The sequence below is a fragment of the Massilia pseudoviolaceinigra genome, from assembly GCF_030846505.1.
Lineage (GTDB): Bacteria > Pseudomonadota > Gammaproteobacteria > Burkholderiales > Burkholderiaceae_D > Telluria_A > Telluria_A violaceinigra.
The window spans coordinates 195,562-218,489 of sequence record NZ_JAVCWL010000007.1 but is presented as its reverse complement, the minus strand read 5'-3'; the positions used below and the strand labels follow the sequence as shown (position 1 = coordinate 218,489).

Annotated in this window: 28 protein-coding genes; 7 read left to right on the top strand and 21 right to left on the bottom strand. The window is 64.4% G+C overall.

Annotated elements, in window-relative coordinates:
* Positions 1 to 78: 78 nt before the first annotated feature.
* From RBA40_RS09425 to RBA40_RS09410, 4 genes are all read left to right on the top strand, one after another.
* On the top strand, positions 79 to 564 hold the full coding sequence (locus tag RBA40_RS09425) for a hypothetical protein (protein WP_306647666.1): 486 nt from the start codon (positions 79 to 81) through the stop codon (positions 562 to 564).
* A 115-nt stretch (positions 565 to 679) separates the two neighbouring features.
* The gene (locus RBA40_RS09420; protein WP_306647665.1) at positions 680 to 2,557 is read left to right on the top strand and encodes a DUF885 domain-containing protein; all 1,878 of its coding nucleotides are present in this window, start codon (positions 680 to 682) and stop codon (positions 2,555 to 2,557) included.
* 10 nt (positions 2,558 to 2,567) lie between these two features.
* Complete coding sequence (locus tag RBA40_RS09415) at positions 2,568 to 3,356, top strand: alpha/beta hydrolase (protein WP_306647664.1); 789 nt, start codon at positions 2,568 to 2,570, stop codon at positions 3,354 to 3,356.
* A gap of 140 nt (positions 3,357 to 3,496) precedes the next feature.
* Entirely contained in the window at positions 3,497 to 4,195 is a 699-nt protein-coding gene (locus RBA40_RS09410; RefSeq protein WP_306647663.1) for a hypothetical protein, read from the top strand.
* On the opposite strand, the gene RBA40_RS09405 is transcribed toward RBA40_RS09410, so the two are convergent.
* Entirely contained in the window at positions 4,149 to 4,712 is a 564-nt protein-coding gene (locus tag RBA40_RS09405) for a DinB family protein (protein ID WP_306647662.1), read from the bottom strand. The two genes, RBA40_RS09410 and RBA40_RS09405, sit on opposite strands and share 47 nt — an antisense overlap.
* The gene (locus tag RBA40_RS09400; protein WP_306647661.1) at positions 4,705 to 5,190 is read right to left on the bottom strand and encodes a hypothetical protein; all 486 of its coding nucleotides are present in this window, start codon (positions 5,188 to 5,190) and stop codon (positions 4,705 to 4,707) included. The genes RBA40_RS09405 and RBA40_RS09400 overlap by 8 nt, the downstream gene beginning before the upstream one ends.
* A gap of 296 nt (positions 5,191 to 5,486) precedes the next feature.
* On the opposite strand from RBA40_RS09400, the gene RBA40_RS09395 reads away from it, so the two are divergent.
* Positions 5,487 to 7,220: an extracellular catalytic domain type 1 short-chain-length polyhydroxyalkanoate depolymerase gene (locus RBA40_RS09395; RefSeq protein WP_306647660.1), complete on the top strand. Its 1,734-nt coding sequence runs from the start codon at positions 5,487 to 5,489 to the stop codon at positions 7,218 to 7,220.
* A gap of 19 nt (positions 7,221 to 7,239) precedes the next feature.
* Here the strand turns inward: RBA40_RS09395 and RBA40_RS09390 are convergent, their stop codons facing one another.
* A complete protein-coding gene (locus RBA40_RS09390) occupies positions 7,240 to 8,190 on the bottom strand; it encodes a hypothetical protein (RefSeq protein WP_306647659.1) in 951 nt (316 codons plus the stop codon).
* Positions 8,191 to 8,460: 270 nt separating this feature from the next.
* On the opposite strand from RBA40_RS09390, the gene RBA40_RS09385 reads away from it, so the two are divergent.
* Positions 8,461 to 9,024 carry a hypothetical protein gene (locus RBA40_RS09385; protein ID WP_306647658.1) on the top strand — a complete coding sequence of 188 codons (564 nt, stop codon included), beginning with the start codon at positions 8,461 to 8,463 and terminating at the stop codon, positions 9,022 to 9,024.
* A gap of 51 nt (positions 9,025 to 9,075) precedes the next feature.
* Positions 9,076 to 9,714: a hypothetical protein gene (locus RBA40_RS09380; protein WP_306647657.1), complete on the top strand. Its 639-nt coding sequence runs from the start codon at positions 9,076 to 9,078 to the stop codon at positions 9,712 to 9,714.
* 36 nt (positions 9,715 to 9,750) lie between these two features.
* On the opposite strand, the gene tatC is transcribed toward RBA40_RS09380, so the two are convergent.
* From tatC to RBA40_RS09290, 18 genes are all read right to left on the bottom strand, one after another.
* Positions 9,751 to 10,506, bottom strand: a complete 756-nt coding sequence (gene tatC / locus RBA40_RS09375; RefSeq protein ID WP_306647656.1) for a twin-arginine translocase subunit TatC — start codon at positions 10,504 to 10,506, stop codon at positions 9,751 to 9,753.
* A 20-nt stretch (positions 10,507 to 10,526) separates the two neighbouring features.
* Complete coding sequence (gene tatB, locus RBA40_RS09370; protein ID WP_099872957.1) at positions 10,527 to 11,012, bottom strand: Sec-independent protein translocase protein TatB; 486 nt, start codon at positions 11,010 to 11,012, stop codon at positions 10,527 to 10,529.
* Positions 11,013 to 11,060: 48 nt separating this feature from the next.
* The gene (gene tatA / locus RBA40_RS09365; protein WP_306647676.1) at positions 11,061 to 11,279 is read right to left on the bottom strand and encodes a Sec-independent protein translocase subunit TatA; all 219 of its coding nucleotides are present in this window, start codon (positions 11,277 to 11,279) and stop codon (positions 11,061 to 11,063) included.
* Between the two features lie 87 nt (positions 11,280 to 11,366).
* On the bottom strand, positions 11,367 to 11,738 hold the full coding sequence (locus RBA40_RS09360) for a histidine triad nucleotide-binding protein (RefSeq protein WP_306647655.1): 372 nt from the start codon (positions 11,736 to 11,738) through the stop codon (positions 11,367 to 11,369).
* 38 nt (positions 11,739 to 11,776) lie between these two features.
* Positions 11,777 to 12,115, bottom strand: a complete 339-nt coding sequence (locus RBA40_RS09355) for a phosphoribosyl-ATP diphosphatase (protein ID WP_306647654.1) — start codon at positions 12,113 to 12,115, stop codon at positions 11,777 to 11,779.
* On the bottom strand, positions 12,112 to 12,555 hold the full coding sequence (gene hisI, locus RBA40_RS09350) for a phosphoribosyl-AMP cyclohydrolase (protein WP_306647675.1): 444 nt from the start codon (positions 12,553 to 12,555) through the stop codon (positions 12,112 to 12,114). Before hisI ends, RBA40_RS09355 begins: the two co-directional genes overlap by 4 nt.
* A 12-nt stretch (positions 12,556 to 12,567) precedes the next feature.
* Positions 12,568 to 13,329, bottom strand: coding sequence for an imidazole glycerol phosphate synthase subunit HisF (gene hisF / locus RBA40_RS09345; protein WP_306647653.1), 762 nt, complete (start codon positions 13,327 to 13,329; stop codon positions 12,568 to 12,570).
* A 16-nt stretch (positions 13,330 to 13,345) separates the two neighbouring features.
* On the bottom strand, positions 13,346 to 14,122 hold the full coding sequence (hisA, locus tag RBA40_RS09340; protein ID WP_306647652.1) for a 1-(5-phosphoribosyl)-5-[(5-phosphoribosylamino)methylideneamino]imidazole-4-carboxamide isomerase: 777 nt from the start codon (positions 14,120 to 14,122) through the stop codon (positions 13,346 to 13,348).
* A 56-nt stretch (positions 14,123 to 14,178) separates the two neighbouring features.
* Positions 14,179 to 14,817 (bottom strand): imidazole glycerol phosphate synthase subunit HisH, encoded by a 639-nt coding sequence (hisH, locus tag RBA40_RS09335; RefSeq protein WP_306647651.1) that lies wholly within the window; start codon positions 14,815 to 14,817, stop codon positions 14,179 to 14,181.
* Positions 14,818 to 14,999: 182 nt separating this feature from the next.
* The gene (hisB, locus tag RBA40_RS09330) at positions 15,000 to 15,590 is read right to left on the bottom strand and encodes an imidazoleglycerol-phosphate dehydratase HisB (RefSeq protein WP_099872969.1); all 591 of its coding nucleotides are present in this window, start codon (positions 15,588 to 15,590) and stop codon (positions 15,000 to 15,002) included.
* Between the two features lie 11 nt (positions 15,591 to 15,601).
* Positions 15,602 to 16,696 (bottom strand): histidinol-phosphate transaminase, encoded by a 1,095-nt coding sequence (gene hisC / locus RBA40_RS09325; RefSeq protein WP_306647650.1) that lies wholly within the window; start codon positions 16,694 to 16,696, stop codon positions 15,602 to 15,604.
* Between the two features lie 45 nt (positions 16,697 to 16,741).
* On the bottom strand, positions 16,742 to 17,557 hold the full coding sequence (locus RBA40_RS09320) for a DNA-methyltransferase (RefSeq protein ID WP_306647649.1): 816 nt from the start codon (positions 17,555 to 17,557) through the stop codon (positions 16,742 to 16,744).
* Positions 17,554 to 18,876, bottom strand: a complete 1,323-nt coding sequence (gene hisD, locus RBA40_RS09315; protein WP_306647648.1) for a histidinol dehydrogenase — start codon at positions 18,874 to 18,876, stop codon at positions 17,554 to 17,556. The genes RBA40_RS09320 and hisD overlap by 4 nt, the downstream gene beginning before the upstream one ends.
* 13 nt (positions 18,877 to 18,889) lie before the next feature.
* Positions 18,890 to 19,567, bottom strand: coding sequence for an ATP phosphoribosyltransferase (hisG, locus tag RBA40_RS09310; protein WP_099872977.1), 678 nt, complete (start codon positions 19,565 to 19,567; stop codon positions 18,890 to 18,892).
* 20 nt (positions 19,568 to 19,587) lie between these two features.
* Positions 19,588 to 20,838, bottom strand: a complete 1,251-nt coding sequence (murA, locus tag RBA40_RS09305) for a UDP-N-acetylglucosamine 1-carboxyvinyltransferase (protein WP_306647647.1) — start codon at positions 20,836 to 20,838, stop codon at positions 19,588 to 19,590.
* A gap of 14 nt (positions 20,839 to 20,852) precedes the next feature.
* Positions 20,853 to 21,089 (bottom strand): BolA family protein, encoded by a 237-nt coding sequence (locus tag RBA40_RS09300; RefSeq protein WP_306647646.1) that lies wholly within the window; start codon positions 21,087 to 21,089, stop codon positions 20,853 to 20,855.
* 15 nt (positions 21,090 to 21,104) lie between these two features.
* Positions 21,105 to 21,869, bottom strand: a complete 765-nt coding sequence (locus tag RBA40_RS09295) for an ABC transporter permease (protein ID WP_306647645.1) — start codon at positions 21,867 to 21,869, stop codon at positions 21,105 to 21,107.
* Complete coding sequence (locus tag RBA40_RS09290; protein ID WP_306647644.1) at positions 21,866 to 22,783, bottom strand: ABC transporter ATP-binding protein; 918 nt, start codon at positions 22,781 to 22,783, stop codon at positions 21,866 to 21,868. The genes RBA40_RS09295 and RBA40_RS09290 overlap by 4 nt, the downstream gene beginning before the upstream one ends.
* Positions 22,784 to 22,928: the final 145 nt, after the last annotated feature.

The window sequence follows — 22,928 nt, the reverse complement described above, 5'->3', positions numbered from 1 at the left end:
GCTATGCAAGCTTGTAGTAGCGTCCGGCGCAATTCCATGACATCATGCGTTTTTATCAACCAATATTGAATTGAAGCCATGGAAGAAGAAACCGCATCCAATGCCGCGTCAGGTGCAACCCTCCTCGGTGTCAAGTCCTGGTTTGCCTACGCCCGCGTTGGCCTGCTGGCCCTCGTGCTGTTCGGCGTGGCGCTGCCACTCGCATTTGAGATCGGCACCATCTCGGCCCTGGTAGTGTTCGTTGGCTCGGCCCTGTTTATCGGCTACCGCATCCTGCTGCTGCGCAGCGTGCAGCTGTACTACGACGATACCGGTGTCTGGCTCTATTCAGGCGTACTGCCGTGGAACAAGGGCCGCCACGGCGTCCTGTGGCGTGACGTGGACAGCGCCACCTTCATCCCGGGCTTCTGGAGCTGGAGCACACGCTCCTATTCGGTGCGCATCGGGCATCGCTTCACCAAGGGCAGCGAAATCAGCGAGACCAACATCGCCAACGGGGACGACGTCGCAGCCCGTATCAATGGACTCCACCAGGATATGCTGCGCTCCGGCCGCGCCGTCTGAGTCCCAGCCGTTTCCATTTGTGACAAAGGCGCCCCGGCGGGGCGATTGATGCTAATCTGGCGCCCGCCGCATGCTTGCGGCTGCCCCCGCTTCTGTAACTACAAGGCCAATCACAATGATCAAGACTAAAATTGCACTGGCTGTTTTCATGACGTGCTTCGCGCTGGCGCCCGCAGGCGCTGCCAAGCCGAAAAAACAGTCCAAGGCAAAAATCACCAAGCCGGTGAAAGCCGCCAAACCAGTCAAGCCATCCAAGGCCGTAGCCATCGCCGCACCGGTCGCCGCGGCAGCCGCTGTCAGCGCGCCGGCCGCCGGCGCCGAGCGCTCGCAGGACCGCCGCTTCAATACCGTCAGCATGCAGTTCCTCGGCGCGCTGTGGCGCATCGATCCGGAAAGCGCGATCTATTCCGGCAAATACGATGGCGCCGCCAACCTCACCATTCCGAGCGCGGCCACGCGCGCGGCGCAACTGGCGTTCGCCGACGAGTGGCTGCAAAAGCTGGCCAAGCTCGACGTGCGCCAGCTCTCGGTCAAGCAGCGCACCGACCACGTCCTGCTGGTCAACAAGCTCAATGCCGACCGCTTTTACCTGACCACCCTGCGCGAGTTCGAGTGGAACCCGGCGCTGTACAACATCGCCGGCCCGATCGACCTGATTCTCGGTTCCGAATACGCGGCCAAGTCGCAGCGCCTGCGCACCCTGCTCAAGCGCCTGGCCAACGTGCCGGCCTACTACCAGGCGGCGCAGGCGAGCATCGTCAACCCCACCCACGAACACACGCAGCTGGCCTTGCAGCAGGCGCCGGGCACGATGACGGTGCTGGCGGACCTGGGCAAGGCGGCGCAGGAATCGATGCTGAACCAGGCTGAAAAAGACCTGTTCGCGCGCCGCATCGCGGCCGCCGGCGATGCCCTGATCGGCTACGTCAACTTCCTCACCGACCTCGATAAAGCCCAGCAGGCCAACAAGAGTGCGCGCTCGTTCCGCATCGGCAAGGCGCTGTACGAACAGAAGTTCGGCCACGACATCCAGGCCGGCGTGAGCGCCGAACAGATGTACCAGAAAGCGCTGGCGGCGCGCGAGCAGCTGCTCACGCGCATGGACACGCTGTCGGACGAGCTGTGGACCAAGACCATGGGCAGCGCCGCCAAGCCGGCCGACCGCACCAAAAAAATCGGCATGGTGATCGACACGCTGTCGGCCAGGCACGTCTCGCGCGAAGAGTTCTTCCCCGAGATCCGGCGCCAGATCCCGCTGCTGCAGGACTGGGTGGTCAAGAACAACCTGCTCACGCTCGATCCGAAAAAGCCGCTGGTGGTGCGCGAAACGCCGCTGTACCAGCGCGGCGTGGCCGGCGCCAGCATCGACGCGCCCGGTCCGTATCGCCCGAAGGACCGCACCTTCTACAACGTCACCCCGCTCGACGGCATGTCGCCCGAGCAGGCCGAGAGCACCCTGCGCGAATACAACCACTGGATCTTGCAGATCCTGAACATCCACGAAGCCATTCCGGGCCACTACGCGCAGCTGGTGTACGCCAACAAGTCGCCGTCCCTGATCAAGTCGCTGTTCGGTAACGGCGCCATGATCGAGGGCTGGGCGGTGTACGGCGAGCGCATGATGCTCGAATCGGGCTACGGCGACAATACGCCGGAAATGTGGCTGATGTACTCGAAGTGGAATCTGCGCGTGGTCACCAACACGATCCTCGATTACAGCGTGCACGTGCTGGGCATGAATGAAGCCGATGCGATGGACATGCTCACGCGCCAGGCCTTCCAGACGCGCAGCGAGGCAAGCGAGAAGTGGCACCGCGCCAAGGTCAGCTCGGTGCAGCTGACCAGCTATTTCAGCGGCTACAGCGAAATCATGGACCTGCGCGAGCAGCGCAAGCAGGCGCTCGGACCGAAGTTCGATCTGAAGCAGTTCCACGAGCAGTTCCTCGGCTACGGCAGCGCGCCGGTGAAGATGATCAAAGAGTTGATGCAATAAGGAGAGCGCGATGCGCATGGTGATTGGTTCGATTCTTGCGGCGCTTGCGTTGTACATCGTCGCTTGCGTCGGCCTGTACTTCGCCCAGCGCTCGCTGATCTATTTCCCCCAGCCGCGCCGTTTCACGGCGCCCGGCTCGCTGATCCAGCTGCCCGTGGGGGGCGCCGTGCTGGACGTGACGGTGCGGCCAGAGACCGGGCCGCGCGCGGTGATTTACCTGGGCGGCAATGCGGAAGATGTTTCGGCCAACCTGCCGTCGCTGTCGGACACCTTTCCCGGGCAGGCGCTGTACCTGCTGCATTACCGCGGTTACGGCGGCAGTACCGGCACTCCCACCGAGGCGGCGCTGTTCGCCGACGGGCTGGCCCTGTTCGACATGGTCAAGGCAAGCCATCCGCAGGTGACCGTGATCGGGCGCAGCCTGGGCAGCGGCGTGGCGGTGCACATCGCAAGCGCGCGTCCGGTGGCGCGGCTGGTGCTGGTCACGCCCTACGACAGCATCGTCGGCATCGCCGCGCTGCAGTTTCCGTGGTTTCCCGTGACGCGGCTCCTGAAAGACAAATTCGAGTCGGGCGTGTACGCCGCCAGCGTGAACGCGCCCACCACCATCATCGCGGCCGCGAATGACGAGATCATCCCGCGCGCCAGTTCGCAACTGCTGCTGACGCGCTTCAAGCCGGGCGTGGCGCGCTATATCGATGTGCCGCATACCGGCCACAACACGATTGCGGACAGCCAGCTGTACAACCCCAGCCTGGCGGGCGATGCGGCGGCGCAGCCCGCGGCAAGGACCAACTAAGCGCCGCGCCCGCGTCTGCGGGAGCGCACTGTGGTATTTGGCGCGTGTTGGGATGCAGTTGACTATAGGCAAGTTACTTGCCGAATTGCATCGTTACAATGTGTGAAGTTTCCGTTCAACTTCACGCAAAGGACACCGCCATGACGCCAGGCCCAAACCCCGCCGTGCTCATCGCTTTGACAGTCATGGCCCTGGCCGGCTGCGCCAGCAAGCCGCCGCCGCCGCCAGACAGCATCAAATCACCCAACAGCCAGCTGGAGCATTGCCCGCGCTCGCTCGGCACGCTCACCCTGGTCGAACCGGAGCGCCAGCCCGGGCGCAACCGCTCCGGCAGCGACGCCGACCTGCCCGGTCCCATGCCGCTGCTGCGCCTGATGGTCAAGTCGTCGAACTGCTTCACCCTGGCACAGCACACCCCTAGCATCAGTGAACGCACACTAACCACGTCCGACTATACGGCCACGCCCTCGCTCAGCTTCGGCGACGACGCTGCGGCCGGACGCATCGGTTCGCTGCACGAGGTCGCCCTGCATCCGTCCACCCTGCTGGTATTGACCGACAACCGTTCGGGCGCCGAGCTGGCGGCGGCGCAAGGCAGCGCCAGCTACTGGCGCTTCGGCGCGGCGGGCGGCTTTTTCAATGGGGGCTTTGCGGGGGCGGGCGGCTATACCAGGACGCCTCAGGGCAAGGTGCTGACGGCGGCCCTGGTGGACTCGTACAACCAGATGGTGCGCTCGCTGAGGAACCACACCGTGCGGGCCGAGGGCGGCCGGATGGCCGACGCCGGCGGAGTCAGGCTATCCCGGGCGGCGCCGTCTGCTCTTCCACGTTCTCAATAAGCATCAGCAGGTCGGTCACGCCGAGGTCGGCGCCGGCCTGCGACAGCAAGGTGCTGGCCTGTCCGCGGTGATGGGTCTGGTGATTGAAAAAATGCAGCAGCAAATCGCCGAAGCGCTTCTGCGACGCAATGCCTTTGGTGCTGGCGTAGTGCAGCACATGCTCCAGGTCGACGTCGCTCAGCTGCGCGCTCCAGGCGCTGATCATGGCATCGAGCATGCGCCGGTGCGCTGCCAGCACGGCCAGGTCGTCGCTGTGGATGGCGTCCAGCGCGCTGGGGGGCGCCAGCGCCAGCACCGGTTCGAGCGCGGCAAAGCGCGCCGGATGGGTCGCGAAGCGGCGCAGCCAGATGGTGTCGCCCGCCACCAGATGATTCAGCGTGCCGAGCAGCGAGCCGAAAAAGGCGCCGCGCTCGGCCGCCAGTTCGTGGGCCGGGAGGGTAGCTGCGGCGGCGTACAATTTCTGGTTCATCCAGGCGTTGTACCCGGCCATCAGCCGCAGGTGGGCCAGTTCAGACATGGTAGCCTCGCGCGCGCAAGTGCTGGAGGACGGCGCCGTGGCCGCTGAGCAGCACCGACAGGCGAATCACGCTGCCGCTGCGAAATTTCAGCACGTACATGCCGCAGTACGCGCGGTAGTGCACGCTGCGCAGGTCGCGCCACAGCTCGTGACGCTTGCCGCCCCAGGGGGTGATGAACAGGATGCCGGCATCGTCGACCTTGCCGCGCGTCATGATGCCTTCGCACAGGCAGTACACGCCGCCGATGGCCAGCGCTACTGTCAGCGCGATCAGGGCGGTGTAACTGTCGTGCTCGCGCGACAGCGCGACCCAGACCAGCACGGCCACCCCCAGCAATTGCAGGATGCCCAGCCGCTCCATGAAGGGCGCGAACTCCAGGGTGCCGTCGCCGGCGCCGGTGCGCAGGCGCGCGCCGATCCAGCGCACGGCGAACCAGGCGGCGACGGCGCCGACAATACCTGCTGCAAGGGCCGACACGCTCTCTCCTCAAGGGGCGCGGCCGGACGGCCGCGCGGCTTGTCATTGTGCCTCACATCGCGCACGCCTGCTGTAGCCCCTGTGCAATTACGCACAGGCATCGTGCCAGGATGCTCCGCCGCGGCCGACGTGTTCATGATGCCGCTCCGGTAGAATTATTTCCGGCTGTTACTTCCCGTGAACCGTCCCGATGGCTGGCCGCCCCGCGCGGCACCCCCTCCACGCCTACACCCGAGCTCTTCCCTGCAAGCACCCGCAGCCTTCCCGTATTTTCAATATAGAAAAATGGAGACATCATGGCAATCAACACATCTCTCGGCCGCTGCGCGGCTTCTTTCCTGCTCTGCCTGCCAGCGGCCGCGCTGGCCCAGGTCCAGGCCGGCCCCGGCGCCTGGAGCGGCAACCAGACCTGGGGCGCCGACAGCGTCAACGGCGGCAACCTGAGCGGCTATTTCTACTGGCCGGCAAGCCAGCCTGTGCTGGGCGGCAAGCGCGCCCTGGTCATGGTGCTGCATGGCTGCCAGCAATCCGCCTCCGGCGACGTCATCGATTCAGGTTCCGACAAGGGCTTCAACTGGAAAGGCGTGGCCGATCAGTACGGGGCCGTGATCCTGGCCCCGAACGCCACTGGCAATGTGTCCGGCAGCCATTGCTGGGATTACAGCCTCACCAACCACAACCGCGCCAGCGGCCACGATGGCGTGCTGCTGAACCTGGTGAGCCGCTTCGTGAGCGATGCGCGCTATGCGATCGATCCGAACCAGGTCTACGTGACCGGCCTGTCCTCGGGCGGCGGCCAGACCATGGTGCTGGGCTGCCTGGCGCCGGATGTATTCGCTGGCATCGGCATCAACGCGGGGCCCCCGCCCGGCACCACCATCATGCAGATCGGCAGCGTGCCATCCGGGTTCAACGCCAGCACGGCGGCCAACAAGTGCACGGCCCTGGCCGGCGCCCAGCAAAGCAAGTTCGCCACCCAGATCGCCAGCGTCATCTGGGGCACCAGCGATTACACCGTGGCCCCGGCCTACGGCCCGATCGACGCCGGGGCCATGCGCATCGCCTACGGCGGCAGTTTTTCGCGCGGAGCGACCGTCACCGTGGCGGGCGGGGGCAGCAATACGCCTTACACCGACAGCAACGGCAAGCTGCGCACGTCGGAAATCTCGGTTACCGGCATGGGTCACGCCTGGCCCGCCGGTCCCGGCGGGCAGAACAACCATTTTGTGGACGCCACCAAGGTCAATTACCCGGCCTTCGTGATGGATTTCTGGTTCAAGAACAATGTGCGCGCCAGTAGCATTGCCGCGCCCGTGATGACCGCCTGCAAGGCAACCGTGTCGGGCAACGCCGCCACCATCAGCGGCGCCGCCGTTGACACGGCCGGCACGATCAGCAGCTACCGCGTGGTGCTCAACGGGACCACCGCCGTCGACGACGCGGCGGCCGGCAGCGGCGCCAGTTTCAGCATCGGCTATGCGCTGGCCAATGGCTATTACAGCGGCACCGTCACGGCCACCGATGCCGGTACCGGCAAGACCTCGGCGCCCTGCCACTTGCCGCAGTTCCTGGTGGGACCGGCGCCGGCGCTGCTGCCGCCGTCCGACCTGAAGGCCGGCAGCGCCAGCGCCAGCAGCATCGCGCTGGCGTGGAGCGCGGCCAATGGCGCGGGCGGATACAACGTCTACCGCAACGGCAGCAAGGCCACGCCGGCGCCGGTGAGCGCCACGAGCTACACCGATACCGGGCTGACGGCGTCGAGCACCTACGCGTACCAGGCGTCATCGGTGGCGAATGGGGTGGAAAGCGGCTTGTCGGCCAGCGTGAGCGCCAGCACCACCAGCGGCTTTACCTGCAGCACGGTCACGGCCAGCAACTTTGCCCACGTGCAGGCAGGCCGCGCGCATGACAGCGGCGGCTTTGCGCTGGCCAATGGATCGAACCAGAACATGGGATTGGACAATCTGTTCTACATCCAGACGCTGGCGCAAATCTCGGCCGGGCATTACGTGGTGGGCAACTGCCCATAAGCAGCGCTGGCCACTGGCCTTAATGGCTCTTGGCCAGGTTCTTGCCTTCGACCAGGACGTATGTCTTGCCGTCATAGGCATAGCGGGCCGCGCCGTCCAGGCGGGTGATGTCCGACGCCAGCCGCGGCCCTTCCCCACCCTTCCTGCGCACGTCTTTCTTGCTGTCTTCTTCGCCGCGGAACTGGAACACGAGGTCGTTATACGCCGCGCCGCTGGCGGACACGGCGAAGCGCCAGCCCGAGGTGACGTCGTAACACGTCTCCGTGTCGGCCGGCTCGCAAGCGAGCGCGCTGGCCGACACGGCAATGCCATCGCCGGTGAGGTCGCGCAGGTCGGCGGCGCCCAGGTCGAACAGGGACAGGTAGCGATCGACATAGCCTTGAAAGGCGCTGCCGTACAACATGGCCAGCCCCGGCTTGCCGGGCGCGAGGTGCATGAATTTGGCCGTGCCGATGCGCTCCCAGGTGCCCAGGCGCGCCACGTTGGCGTGGTGCTTGAGCAAGGTCCAGCGGCCATCGGCTTTGCGCAGGATGAAGACGTTGAGCAGCCCGCCGTCGGTATGCACGCGGATGCCATCGCGGTCGGCCCGCACGATCAGGGCATTGGCGACCAGCGCGGCGTCGCCGTTGGGCAGGAAGGCATGGGCCACCGGCTCGATGGTGTACATGCTCAAGTCCGGCTCGTCCGGCGCCCGCATCTCGATCGGGGCCTCGTTGGCGGCCGGGTTGAACTTCGTACCGAAGATGGCGTGCATCAGCACGGCCCGCTCGCGCAGGGCGGCTGCCCCGGCTTCCAGTTCTTCCGGCGTGGGCGGCAGTGGCGCGGGCACGGCCGCGGCCTTGGCCTCAGCGGCCGCGACGCGCGCAGCGGCAGGTGTTGCCGGCGCGGCAGCGGGCGCGGGGGTGTGCTCGCGGCAGGACGCCAGCAGCATGGGAAAAAGGACACCGAGAAACAGAACAGCTGAACGCATCGGATCGCAAACGGGACAGGAATAAATCCATCTTACCTTACCGCTTGCCAAGCTGTTTCAAACCATCACGCCCGCAAGCGATACCCGCATGCATCAAGTGGGCCGTGCACGCAGCTTGTTTGGCACAGGCCGCGCCGATGGCCGATTCAGACCGGGGACGATTGATGCATCTCACGCGCACGCGGGCTGCGGCTCCTAGGCTGGAAGTATCGGCGTGGCCCTCGTCGTTACGACGCCGGCGCGCGCCCGACTTCATGCCAAGGAGCCATCATGTCTACCCATCTTCCATTTCCACGCCCACACATCACGAGCCGCACACGGCTGGGCGCGGCACTCGCCGTGATCGCACTGGCCTTTCCCGGCCTGGCGCTGGCAAGCAGCAACTGGTCGTCCGTGGGATCGACCGGCACCCCGGACGAACTGTGCACTGGCCGCGTATCGTTCAACAACAATGATGCCGGCCTGGTCAGCGGCGCCACGGCCTTGAGCTGCACCATCCGCTACCAGGTGCACGATACCTGGGACGGCAACGGCCTCCTGGGCGTGTACCTGGGCGCGCGCTTCACCGACAACGGCATCTACTCGGAGGTGCGCACGCGCCTGCGCGCGCACAATACCGCCACGGGCGTGCTGACCACGCTGGCTAGCTTGTCGAGCAACAGCTACGCACCGGCGGCGACCCCGCAAACGCGCTACCTGACCAACTGCGTCGCGCTCAACTTCAACGCCAACAGCTACTTCATCGAGGTCGACCTGGTGCGCACCGCTTCGCCGGTGGGCGCCATTCCCGGCTTGCCCGTGCTGGGACAACTGCGCCTGCTGCGCTGCCAGTAGGCCATCAAGGAGCAGGACCATGCACCATCCACACCGCCCGAAGGAAGACCCATGATGCGACTGATTCCCACAACAATGCTGCTGGCCGCGCTGGGCGGCTGCGGCGGCGACGACATAGCGTCTCCAGCGCGGCAGCAGGCACTCCCGGTTACTCCTTCCGCGCCGGCGCCCGAGCCTGTGCGGCCCGCGGCAGCGCCCGCACCTCCACCGGTGCGCGCCGCGCCAGCGCCGCCCGGCGCGCCGCCACTGAACGACATCGCCCAGCTGCGCCAGGAAGTGGCCAGCTTGCGGCGCGAAGTGGCCGAGCTGCGCATGATGTTGACACGCGCGCCCATCAGCGCGCCCCCCGCCGGGGCGGCAATGGCGCAGATGGCCGAAACGCCGGCGGTGGCGCCGGCCGAAACCATGTTCCGTGCCGAGCAGACCGACCCGGCGTGGAGCATGTATGCGACGTCCGCCGTGCGCGCAGCGCTGGCGCGCACGAATGCCGAGCTCGAATCGCAGGTGCGGCGGCTCGAATGCCGCACTAAAACCTGCCGCGTCGAAATGAATCCGACCAGTGCCGATCTGCTGGAAAGTTCACTGGGAGCCGTGCTGGCCAATGTGGGTGCAGCGATACCGAACATGACGGCAACGCAGGTGGGAAGCGATGATGGGAGCGAAGCGACGGTGCTGTACCTGACGCGCTAGGACTAGCGGCGCCGCCGCGGGAGCGGCGGCGCCGTGTTACACCGGCTCTTGCGGCGCCTGGGTGGCGCGCACGAACGCTGGCGCCACCAGCAGGCCCAGCTCGAACAATAGCCACATCGGTATGGCCAGCGCAAACTGGCTGACCACGTCCGGCGGCGTGACGATGGCCGCGATCACGAATGCGCCGACGATCACGTAGGAACGGATTTCCCTCAGCTTGGCCACGCTGACGATGCCCATGCGCACCAGGATCACCACCACCACCGGCACCTCGAAGGTCGCGCCGAAGGCCAGGCACATGGACATGACGAAATCGAGATAGTTCTCGATGTCGGGCGTGACCGCGATCGAGGTGGGCGAAAAGTCGGAAATGAACTTGAACACGCGCCCGAACACGAAGTAGTAGCAGAACGCCACGCCGCTCATGAACAGCGCCGAGGACGACACCACCAGCGGCAGCACCAGGCGTTTTTCGTGCTGGTACAGGCCGGGGGCGACGAACGCCCAGACCTGGTAGAACACCCATGGCAGCGCCAGGATCAGCGACAGCACCAGCGTCACCTTCATCGGCACCAGGAAGGGCGAAATGACGCCGGTGGCGATCATCTTCGAGCCGGCCGGCAGCGAGGCGATCATCGGTTCGGCGATGATGTCGTAAATTCGGGCCGGCCCGGGCCAGAGCATCAGCGCGGCGCAAACGATGGCAACGCCGATGGTGGCCTTGATCAGGCGGTCGCGCAATTCGACCAGATGAGAGATAAAGGTCTCTTCGCCCGCAGCTTTATCGGTCATTGAAAGTTAGGGGAACAAGGTTAGAAGAACGAGCGGGTGGTGGTGGAACGCGGGCGGAATTTTTTGACGCGCGCGGCGCCCGACATGATGTGGGCCTTGCCGCCGTGACGCTGCTTGTACCAGCCCGGCACGGCAGAATTGCGCACCAGCTTCTTGCGGCGGAAATCGCGCGCCTTGCGTTCGAGGTCGCCCATGGTCGCGCTTGGTGTCGTCGACGAAGGCAGGTCGCGCCAGGCGGCATCGACATCATCGATGTTCTGGGCGATGGTGTTTTCGACGCTATCCTTGATCGACTGGGCCGTCTCCTGCACTTCCTTTTGCAGGTTGCGCAGTTCGTCGAGCTCGATTTCGCGGCTCACCTCGGACTTGACGTCGTGCAGGTAGCGCTGGGCGCGGCCGTACAGGGTCCCCGCCATGCGTGCCACCTTGGGCAACTTTTCAGGGCCGATGACGACAAGTGCAACGACGCCAATGATGGCGAGTTTAGAAAGTCCAAGATCGATCATGGCGTCTGGAAGTGTCTGTTAGCGGACGTGCGCGGGCACGCACGGTGATCAGAACTTCGTTTTCTCTTTCGCTTCGGCGTCGATGGTCGTCTTCTCCACTACCGTGCCCGGCGCGACCGGCTTGTCGTCCTCGCCGCGCACGCCATCCTTGAAGCCCTTGACGGCCTTGCCAATATCGCCACCCATGTTGCCAAGTTTCTTGGTTCCGAAAACCAGCACAACGACAAGCAACACGATCAGCCAATGCCAAACACTCAGTCCACCCATCATTTTCTCCTCGCGAGGCGCGCGCGCCCGAATTCGTGAAAGCTTACGCCGGTATTCTACGCGATGCCGGGGTTTCCTGCCGCATTGTCAGCGCTGGCCGGGCCACGGACGCGCGCCGCCGTACATATGCAGGTGCAGGTGGTAGACCTCCTGGCCGCCGTCCGGACCGCTGTTGATGAGGGTCTTGTAGCCGCCGGCCGGCTTGCCGTCGGCATCGTAGGTGACCTCGCAGCCATGCTCCCTGGCCAGCCTGGGCGCCAGCGCCAGCATCTTGCCGAGCAGTGCGCCATGGGTTTCGTTGCACTCGGACAAAGTTGCCACGTGCACCTTGGGAATGACCAGCAGGTGCACCGGCGCGGCCGGGTGGATATCCTTAAATGCCAGCAACTCGTCATCTTCATAGACTATGCTGGAAGGAATTTGCTTGGCGGCGATTTTGCAAAAGAGGCAGTCGGTCATGGATGGTTTCCGTTGTTGGGGTTGGCAGTGGTCGCGCTTCAGCTCGGGCGGGCGGCTTTTTCGGCCAGGCCCGACAAGCCTTCGCGGCGCGCCAGTTCATCGAGCACCTGCTGCGGGCTCAGGTCGAATTTGGCCAGCAGCACCATCGAATGGAACCACAGATCGGCGCATTCGTACAGCACCTTGGAAGCGTCGCCATCGACGCGCGCGTCTTTCGCGGCCATCACCAGCTCGGTGGCTTCTTCGCCGATTTTCTTGAGGATCGCATCGTCGCCCTTGGAAAACAGACGCGACACGTAGGAAGTGGCGGGATCGCCCCCGTTTTCCAGCTTGCGCGATTCGATCGTTTGCGCCACGCGGGCAAGGGTCTGGCTCATGGTGTGCTCTTTTTGGGATTGGTGTAAATCGTTTCCGGATCCTGCAGCACGGGGTCGGTGACCTGCCAGTCGCCGGTCTTGGCGTCGCCGTCGAACTTCTGGAAGAAGCATGAATGGCGCCCGGTATGGCAGGCGATTGAGCCGGCCTGCTCGATTTTCAGCAGGATGACGTCTTCATCGCAGTCGAGGCGGATTTCCAGCACCTTCTGGATGTGGCCCGACTCTTCGCCCTTGTGCCACAGCTTCTTGCGCGAGCGGCTCCAGTACACGGCCTCGCCCAGTTCCACCGTGCGCGCTAAGGCGTCGCGGTTCATCCAGGCGAACATCAGCACATCGTTCGAACCGGCTTCCTGGGCGATCACCGGCACCAGGCCGTTCTCGTCCCACTTGACCTTTTTCAGCCAGCTGAAATTGGCCGCGCTACTTGTTACGGCAGGCATGATCATGTTGGTCTACTCCAAACGCATGGGAATGCCCTGCGCGGCCATGAAGCGCTTGGCTTCGCCGACCGTGTGCTGCCCATAGTGAAAAATACTCGCTGCCAGGACCGCATCGGCCTTGCCGATCCTGATGCCGTCGGCCAGGTCCTGCAGGCCGCCCACGCCGCCGGACGCGATCACGGGAATGCCGATCGCGCCCGACACGGCGGCCGTCAATCCCAGGTCGAAACCGACCTTGGTGCCGTCGCGGTCCATGCTGGTGAGGAGGATTTCGCCAGCGCCCAGGCGCTCCATGTTCATCGCCCAGGCGACCGCATCGAGGCCGGTGGCGCGCCGCCCGCCATGGGTGAACACTTCCCACTTGCCGGGCGCGGTCTGCTTGGCGTCGATCGCCACCACGATGCACTGCGAGCCGTGCTTTTGCGAGGCCTCGAACACCAGGTCTGGATTGGTCACGGCCGAGCTGTTCATGCTGACCTTGTCGGCGCCGGCGTTGAGCAGGCGGCGCACGTCTTCGACCTTGCGCACGCCACCGCCCACGGTGAGCGGGATGAACACGGTGGAGGCCACCGCTTCGATGATGTGCAGGATCAGGTCGCGGTCGTCGGAGGACGCCGTGATGTCGAGGAAAGTGATCTCGTCGGCGCCCTGCTCATCGTAGCGGCGCGCGATTTCGACCGGGTCGCCGGCGTCGCGCAGCTCGGTGAAATTGACGCCCTTGACGACGCGCCCGTCGGTCACGTCGAGGCAGGGAATGATGCGTTTTGCGAGCATGGTGTGTTCTTCCGGCTTACGCCAGGTCGCCTTCGGTGAGTTCGTCGGCGCGGGCCTGGGCATCGGCCAGGTTGATCGTGCCTTCGTAGATCGAACGTCCGCAGATCACGCCCTCGATGCCTTCGTCCTGCACCGCGCACAGCGCTTCGACGTCGCCCAGGTTGTGCAGGCCGCCGGAGGCGATGATCGGAATGCGCACGGCCTGGGCCAGCTTGACGGTCGCTTCGATATTGATACCGCCCATCATGCCGTCGCGGCCGATGTCGGTGTAGATGATCGATTCGACGCCGTAGGCTTCGAATTTGGTGGCCAGGTCGATCACTTCGTGGCCGCTCATCTTGCTCCAGCCGTCTGTTGCGACCTTGCCGTCCTTGGCGTCCAGGCCGACGATGATGTGGCCCGGGAAGGCACCGCAGGCATCGTGCAGGAAGCCGGGATTTTTAACGGCGGCGGTGCCGACGATGATGTAGCTGATGCCGTCGTCGAGATAGCGCTCGATGGTGTCGAGATCGCGGATGCCGCCCCCCAGCTGCACGGGGATTTCGTCGATATCGTTATCGACGGCGAACTCCTGCACCACCTGCAGGATGGATTTGACGGCGGCTTCGTTTTTCGGCTTGCCGGCAAAGGCGCCGTTCAGGTCCACCAGGTGCAGGCGGCGCGCGCCCTGCTTGAGCCAGTGCAGCGCCATCTCGGCGGGGTCTTCGGAGAAGACGGTGGCAAGTTCCATATCGCCCTGTTTGAGGCGAACGCAGTGACCGTCTTTGAGGTCGATGGCAGGAATGAGCAGCATGATCGGTTATCGCTTATCGCTTAGTTGGGTTGGATGATTAGGTGATTGAGTGACAATCAGGGATTCCAGTGAACGAAGTTCTTGTACATCTGCAGCCCCGCGCCGGCGCTTTTCTCCGGGTGGAACTGGGTCGCGAAAATATTATCGCGGGCGACGGCGCAACAGAACGGCGCGCCGTAATCGGTTTCGCCGGCGGTGAGGCTGGCATCGTCAGGCTGGACATAGTAGCTGTGCACGAAATAGAAGTAGCTATCGTCGAGGATACCCTGCCACAGCGGATGCTGGCGCACTTGTCTGACGCGGTTCCAGCCCATTTGCGGTACTTTAAAGCGCGAACCGTCCGGCTGCAGGCGGCCATCGAGCTGGAAGCGCACCACTTTGCCGGGCAACAGGCCCAGACCGGGGGTGTCGGCTTCCTCGCTTGAGTCGAACAGCATCTGCTCGCCGACGCACACGCCCATCACGGGACGGGTCTTGGCGGCGCGCAGCAGAGCTTCCTCGACGCCGGACTGGCGCAGGCTGGCCATGCAGTCGCGCATGGCGCCCTGCCCGGGCAGGACGATCCGGTCGGCGGAATCGATCGCGGCGACATCGCCGGAAATAAGCACCTCGGCTTCGGGAGCGACGGCGCGCAGGGCTTGCGCCACCGAACGCAGATTGCCCATGCCGTAATCGACCACAACAATTTTATTCATAGCAATTCAGTTTTTTGTGAAGAACAAGCACGAGCCGCCGGCTTCACCAGACCACCGTCTTCCCCGCGCAGGCGGGGATCCATAGCACCTTGGCGAATAGAAGGTGCTATGGATTCCCGCCGAGTGCCGCCTTGGCGCGGGAACGACGGAGATAGCGGCAGGAACATGCACCAGTGCCAGGGTTACAGACTACCCTTAGTCGAAGGGATCGTGCCCGCCGAGCGCGCATCGAGTTCCGCAGCCATGCGCAGCGCGCGGCCGAATGCCTTGAACACGGTCTCGCACTGATGGTGGGCGTTCTCGCCGCGCAGGTTATCGATATGCAGCGACACCAGCGCGTGGTTCACAAACCCCTGGAAAAACTCATGCGCCAGGTCGACGTCGAAATTGCCGATCATCGAGCGCTTCCACGGCACGTGCATTTCGAGGCCCGGACGGCCGGAAAAATCGATCACCACGCGCGACAGCGCTTCGTCCAGCGGCACATAGGCGTGGCCGTAACGGCGGATGCCCTTCTTGTCGCCGATCGCCTTGGCCACCGCCATGCCGAGCGTGATGCCGGTGTCTTCCACGGTGTGATGGGCGTCGATATGCAGGTCGCCCACGCATTCGATATCGAGGTCGATCAGGCCGTGGCGCGCGATCTGGTCGAGCATGTGGTCGAGGAAAGGCACGCCCGTATTGAGCTTTTGCTGGCCGGTGCCATCGAGGTTGATCGCGACGCGGATTTGCGTCTCGTTGGTGTTGCGCGTAATGTCTGCGGTGCGGGTCATGGGAGGCTCGGTTAGTGCGAAGTCAGCGATGCCTTGATGGCATCCAGGAAAATGGCATTTTCTTCAGGTGTGCTCACGGTCACGCGGATGCATCCGCCCAATCCGTGCATTTTACTCACATTTTTAATCATGACCTTGTCCGCGTCGAGGCGCGCGCAGGACGCATCCGCATCGGGCAGGCGCACCAGCAGGAAGTTGGCGGCCGACGGAAATACCGTCACGCCGGGCAGCGCGGCCAGGTCGGCCGCCAGCTGTTCACGCGCGGCGATCAACAGGGTGGCCTGGTCGTTCAACACCTCCAGGTGATCGAGCGCGAATTCGGCGGCGGTCTGCGTCAGCACATTGATGTTATACGGCGGGCGCACCTTGTCGAACTGCGCCAGCAGCTTGGGCGCGGCCGCCATGTAACCGAGGCGGATACCGGCCAGGCCCAGTTTCGAGACGGTGCGCATGACGACCATGTTCTCGAACTCGGGCAACCGCTCCATGAAGGAGGTGCGCGCGAACGGTCCGTAGGCTTCGTCGACGACGACGATGCCGGTGTCGCCGACGGCGCGGATGATCTCGACCATCTCGGCCGGGTCGAACAGGTTGCCGGTCGGGTTGTTCGGGTAGGCCAGGAACACCAGGGCGGGCTTGTGCTCGGCGATCTTGGCGAGCATGCTGGCTTTGTCGAGCGTCATGTCGGCGCGCAGCGGCACGCCGACGAAGTGGGCACCGGCCAGCATGGCGGAACGCGAGAACATCACGAAGCCGGGCGTGGGCGCCAGGATCACGGGACGGCGCGCGCCGCCGGCAACGGCGGTGGCCATGATCGAGATCAGTTCATCGGAGCCGTTACCGAGGATGACGTCGTAGCCGCCCGGCACGCCCAGGCGGGTGCAGATCTTGTGTTTGAGCGTGGCGTTGCTGGGCAGCGGATAGCGGTTCAGGACCGCGGCGGCCAGGCGATGGCCCAGTTCTTCGCGCAGGTGGGCAGGCAGCGAGTATGGGTTCTCCATCGCGTCGAGTTTGATGTAGCCGTCGGCGTCGGGGACGATGTAGGCATGGTCGGCCTGGACCTCGGGACGGATCGTGTTGGCGATCAGCGTGTCGATGAAACTCATGCTGCTTTGCTCCTTAAGTTACCGTTGGTGGTGGCGGGATCGACGCTACACATTTTCAGCCTGCACAGTCTTCTTGGCCGGCTTGCGCTTCTTGACCATTTCCTGCTCCGGCGACGACGCCAGTCGCGCTGCGATAATCTCGCAATACGCGGCATTGAGCTCGAAGCCGACGAAATTGCGCCCGCAGCGTTTCGCGGCCATGGCCGTGGTGCCGCTGCCCATGAACAGATCCATCACCACGCCATCCGGCGGGCACGAGGCCTTGACCATGCGCTCGATGATTTCCAGCGGCTTCTGGGTCGGATGATCGGCCCGCTCCGGGTGTTCCTTGTGCAGGCGCGAGACGCTCCACAAATCCTTGGGGTTGTACCCCACTTCGAGCCACTTCGCCCCGACAAAAATCGAGCGCGAACGGGCTTTCTTGGTCGCCGCGTCGTAGGGAATGCGCACCGCGTCCAGGTCGAAGTAGTAATCCTTGCGGTTGACGAAGAAACCGATCGTGTCGTGCACCGAACTGAAACTTCTCACGCTGCCGCCCATCGACGGCACCCGCCGGTCCCAGATAATCTCGTTCATCATCGTCATGCGCTGCTTGAGCATGACGAAAATCTCGGGCGAAAAGCGCCACGTCAGAAAGATGTACAGGCTGCCGTTGGGTTTGAGCTTGGGCAGCGCCTTCGAGATCCATTGCTCGGTCCACGCCAGGTAATCGGCCACGCTTTGCTGGTCGGAGTCGTTGCCGTAGTCCTTGCCGAGGTTATACGGAGGATCGGTCAGAATCAGGTCGATGGAACCGTCCGGGATGCGCGCCAGTCCGGCCAGCGCATCCTCGCAAAACACCTGATTGAGCCAGTCGCTCATAGCGCCGGTCGCAAGCGCAGTTCGGCACTGCGGGCATGCGCCTGCAAGCCTTCGCCGTAGGCCAGTTCGGCCGCGACCTTGCCGAGCGTTTGCGCGCCCTCTTCGCTCACGAAAATGACGGACGAGCGCTTCTGGAAGTCGTACACGCCCAGCGGCGACGAAAAGCGCGCGGTGCGCGAGGTCGGCAGCACGTGGTTCGGGCCGCAGCAGTAGTCGCCCAGCGACTCGGACGAAAAGCGCCCGAGGAACATGGCGCCGGCGTGGCGGATGCGGTCGGCCCACTGCTGCGGGTCCTCGGCCGAAATCTCCAGGTGCTCGGCGGCGATGGCGTTGGCGATGTCGCACGCTTCCTGCATGTCGCGCACCTTGACCAGCGCGCCGCGGTCGGTCATCGAGGTGCGGATGGTGTCCGCGCGCGGCATGGTCGGCAGCAGCTTGTGGATGCTCGCTTCGACCTTGGCGATGTAATCCGCGTCGGGGCACAGCATGATCGCCTGCGCCAGTTCGTCGTGCTCGGCCTGCGAAAACAGGTCCATCGCGACCCAGTCCGGGTCGGTGGTGCCGTCGCACAGCACCAGGATTTCGGACGGCCCGGCGATCATGTCGATGCCGACGGTACCGAACACGCGCCGCTTGGCCGCGGCCACGTAGGCATTGCCGGGACCGACGATCTTGTCGACCGGGGCGATGGTGGCGGTGCCGTAGGCCAGCGCGCCCACTGCCTGGGCGCCGCCGATGGTGATCACGCGCGTGACGCCCGCAATCGCGGCGGCGGCCAGCACCATCTGGTTCTTCACGCCGTCGGGCGTGGGCACCACCATGATGATTTCAGCCACCCCGGCGACCTTGGCCGGCACGGCATTCATCAGCACCGACGACGGATACGCCGCCTTGCCGCCCGGGACGTAGATGCCGACCCGGTCGAGCGGCGTGATTTTCTGGCCCAGCACCGTGCCGTCCGGCTCGGTGTAGGTGAAGCCGCGCAGTTCTTCCCGCTGGCGCTCGTGGAAGACGCGAATCCGTTCGGCCGCCGTTTCCAGCGCCACGCGCTGGGCTGCCGGCAGGGCGCGCAATGCGGCCTGCAGTTCGGCTTGCGGCACGTCGAAGGCGGCCATGCTGGCGGCGCCGCCGGGAATGCGGTCGAATTTGTTGGTGTATTCGAGGACGGCGTCGTCGCCCCGGTGTTTGACATCATGCAGGATCGCCGCCACCGATTTTTCAATCGCTTCATCGGTGGACGCTTCGAAGGCCAGCAGGGTCTCGAGGCGTTGTTTGAAGTCCGGCTGGGCGGAGTCGAGGTGGCGGATCTGAATGGTCATGTTGGTGTGAGTTTTAAGCTTGGTTGTTCAATCGCGACGCGCGTTCGAACGCCTCGAGAATCGGTTGCAAACGCTCGCGCTTGAGCTTGAGCGCGGCCTGGTTGACGACCAGGCGCGAGGAGATGTCCATGATCTCTTCGACTTCGACCAGGTTGTTGGCGCGCAGGGTGCTGCCGGTGGAAACCACGTCGACAATCGCGTCCGACAGGCCCACCAGCGGTGCCAGCTCCATCGAGCCATACAGCTTGATCAGGTCAACGTGCACGCCCTTGGCGGCGAAGTGCTCGCGCGCGGTCTGGACGAACTTGGTGGCCACGCGCAGGCGCGCGCCCTGGCGCACCGCCTTGTCGTAGTCAAAGCCGGCGTTCACCGCCACCGACATGCGGCATTTGGCGATGTTCAGGTCGATCGGCTGGTACAAGCCTTCACCGCCATGCTCGAGCAGGACGTCCTTGCCGGCCACGCCGAAATCGGCGGCGCCGTACTGCACGTAGGTCGGCACGTCGGACGCGCGCACGATGATGACGCGCACGTGCGGATCGTTGGTCGCCAAAATCAGCTTGCGCGAGGTCTCCGGATTTTCGGTGACGGTGATGCCGGCCGCCGCGAGGAGCGGCATGGTGTCGTCGAAGATGCGGCCCTTCGACAGCGCCAGGATCAGGGAGTTGGCCGGGTTACTGAATGTACTCATCGATATTTTCTCTGGCTTCTTTACTTGATGCGGACGATGTTGGCACCCACCGCCGACAGCTTCACTTCCATGCGGTCGTAGCCGCGGTCGAGGTGATAGATGCGGTCGATGATGGTGGTGCCTTGCGCGGCCATGGCGGCGATCACCAGCGAGGCCGAAGCGCGCAGGTCGGTCGCCATCACGGGCGCGCCCACCAGCCGGTCCACGCCCTTGACGTGGGCGGTGTTGCCCTCGGTCTGGATCGAGGCGCCGAGACGGTTCATTTCCTGAACGTGCATGAAGCGGTTCTCGAAGATCGTCTCGGTGATGCGGCTCGCGCCCGAGGCGATGGTGTTCACGGCCATGAACTGGGCCTGCATGTCGGTCGGGAAGCCCGGGTATTCGGTGGTGCGGAACGACACCGGCTTGGGACGGCCGCCCATCTGCGCGCGGATCGAAGCGGGACCCATGGTCATCACAAGACCAATCTCGCGCAGCTTGTCGAGCGCCACGTCGAAGTAGTCGGTGCGGGTATTCTTGAGCAGGATGTCGCCGCCGGTGGCCGCCACGGCGCACAGGAACGTGGCCGCTTCGATACGGTCGGAAATGACCGCGTGCTTGGCTCCGTGCAGTTCGGCTACGCCCTGGATCACCAGGCGGTCGGTGCCGATGCCCTCGATCTTCGCGCCCATGGCCACCAGCAGGTTGGCCAGGTCGGTCACTTCCGGCTCGCGCGCGGCGTTTTCCAGGACCGTTTCGCCTTCGGCCAGGGTCGCCGCCATCAGCAGGTTCTCGGTGCCGGTGACGGTGATCATGTCGGTGCGGATGCGCGCGCCCTTGAGCTTTTTGCACTTGGCGTAGATGTAGCCGCCTTCGATGGTGATCTCGGCGCCGAGCGCGCGCAAGCCCTTGATGTGCTGGTCGACCGGACGCGAACCGATGGCGCAGCCGCCCGGCAGCGAGACCTTGGCTTCGCCGAAGCGCGCCAGCAGGGGGCCGAGCACCAGGATCGAGGCGCGCATGGTCTTGACCAGCTCATAGGGCGCTTCCAGCATGGTGATGGCGCTGCCGTTGAGGGTGACGCGCTCGTCGTCCTGCGACACCGTCAGGCCGGTCTGGGCCAGCAGCTTGAGGATGGTCTTGACGTCGTGCAGGCGCGGCACGTTCGACAGTTCAAGGTCGCCCGAGGTGAGCAAACCGGCGCACAGGATCGGCAGGGCCGCGTTCTTGGCGCCCGAAATGACGATTTCCCCTTCGAGGCGCTTGCCTCCGACCACTTGGAGCTTGTCCATGCTTATTTATCCTTTTATCCTTGGTATTCTTCGGGGGTGAGCGTTTTCATCGACAGCGCGTGGATTTCTTCGCGCATGCGGTCGCCCAGCGCCGCGTAGACGATCTGGTGGCGCTGGATCGCTCGCTTGCCGGCAAACGCGGGCGAGACGATGACGGCGGTGAAGTGCTGGCCGTCGCCCTCCACTTCGAGGTGGGTGCATTCGAGACCGGCGCTGATGTAGCCGTGGATGAGTTCTGGTGTGGTAGCCACGATAAATTCCTCTGATTAGTGGCGCAGGTTGTAGCCGCGCTTGAGCAGGTTGATGGCGATACCCGCGAGGGCCGCGAAGAAGGCCGACACGATCGCAAGACTGGTCCACGGCGAGACGTCGGACTGGCCGAAGAAGCCGTGACGGAAGCCGTCGATCATGTAGAAAAACGGATTGAAGTGCGACACGGTGAGCCAGAATGGCGGCAGCGAGTGGATCGAGTAGAACACGCCGGAGAGGAACGTGGCGGGCATGATCAAAAAGTTCTGGAAGGCGGCCAGCTGGTCGAATTTTTCGGCCCAGATGCCTGCGATGACGCCCATGGTGCCGAGGATGGCGGCGCCGAGCAGCGCGAACGCCAGGATCCACAGGGGCGCGGCGAACGAGAGCTTGGCGAACCACACGGTGGCGATGAACACGCCGGCGCCGACGGTCAGGCCGCGCACCACGGAAGCGAGCACGTAGGCCGACAGAATCTCCCAGTGCGACAGCGGCGGCAGCAAAATGAACACCAGGTTGCCGGTGATCTTGGACTGGATCAGCGAGGACGAGGAATTGGCGAAGGAATTCTGCAGCACGCTCATCATCACCAGGCCGGGAATGAGGAAGGCGGTGTAGTTCACGCCGCGCACGTTGACGTGCCCTTCGAGCACGTGGCCGAAGATCAGCAGGTACAGCATGGCCGTGAGGACCGGGGCGGCCACGGTTTGCGTGGCGACCTTCCAGAAGCGCAGCATTTCCTTGTAGAGCAGGGTCTGGAAGCCCACCGAGAACATGTTCATAGCGCGCCCTTGTCCATAATCTGCAGGAAGATATCTTCCAGGTCGGCCTGCTGCAGCTGCATTTCGTCGATGACGGCGCCGGACTCGCGCAGGCGCGCCAGAATCTGTTCGACTTCGCTGTATTCGTTCACGCGCAGGCTGTACTTCATGCCGCTGCCATTGTCATGTTCATCGTGCGACACCAGGTGGCGCAGGTCGTCCGGCAGACTGCCGCTGGCCAGGTGCACGATCAGCTGCGAGCCGGAGATGCGGCGGATCAGGGCCGACATGGTGTCGAGCGCGACCACCTTGCCGCCCTTGAGCATGGCCACGCGCTGGCACATGGCTTGCGCTTCTTCCAGGTAGTGGGTGGTCAGGACCACGGTGTGGCCTTCCTTGTTCAAGCGCGAAATGAACTTCCAGAGCGTCTGGCGCAGTTCGACGTCGACACCGGCGGTCGGCTCGTCGAGCACGATCACGGGTGGCTTGTGGACCAGGGCCTGGGCCACCAGTACGCGCCGCTTCATGCCGCCCGAGAGCGCGCGCATGTTCACATCGGCCTTGTTGGTCAGGTCCAGGTTGCCCATGACCTCATCGATCCACTTGTCGTTGTTTTTCAGGCCGAAGTAGCCCGACTGCAGACGCAAGGTTTCGCGCACCGTGAAGAAGGGATCGAACACCAGTTCCTGCGGCACCACGCCGAGCTTCTTGCGCGCTTGGCGAAAGTCGGTGACGACATCGTGGCCGTGAATGGCGACCGTGCCCGCATCGGGGCGGATCAGGCCGGCGATGGTGGAGATCAGGGTGGTCTTGCCGGCCCCGTTCGGTCCGAGCAGGCCGAAGAACTCGCCTTCTTCAATCGTCAGGGAGACGCCACCCAAGGCTTTGAGGGCCTTGTAGCTTTTCTCGACGTTGGTAATTTGAATCGCTGTCATGCGTCTTTTTGAGTGAGCAAATGTCTATACAGCATGCACGGACATTGCGGGGTGAGCCGTCAATTATAGGGGAAATCGGAGGAAACAGAGTTGCCCGGAGTTACAGGCAGGGGGAGTGGGGAGGCGGATGCGCCTCCCCGAAGGC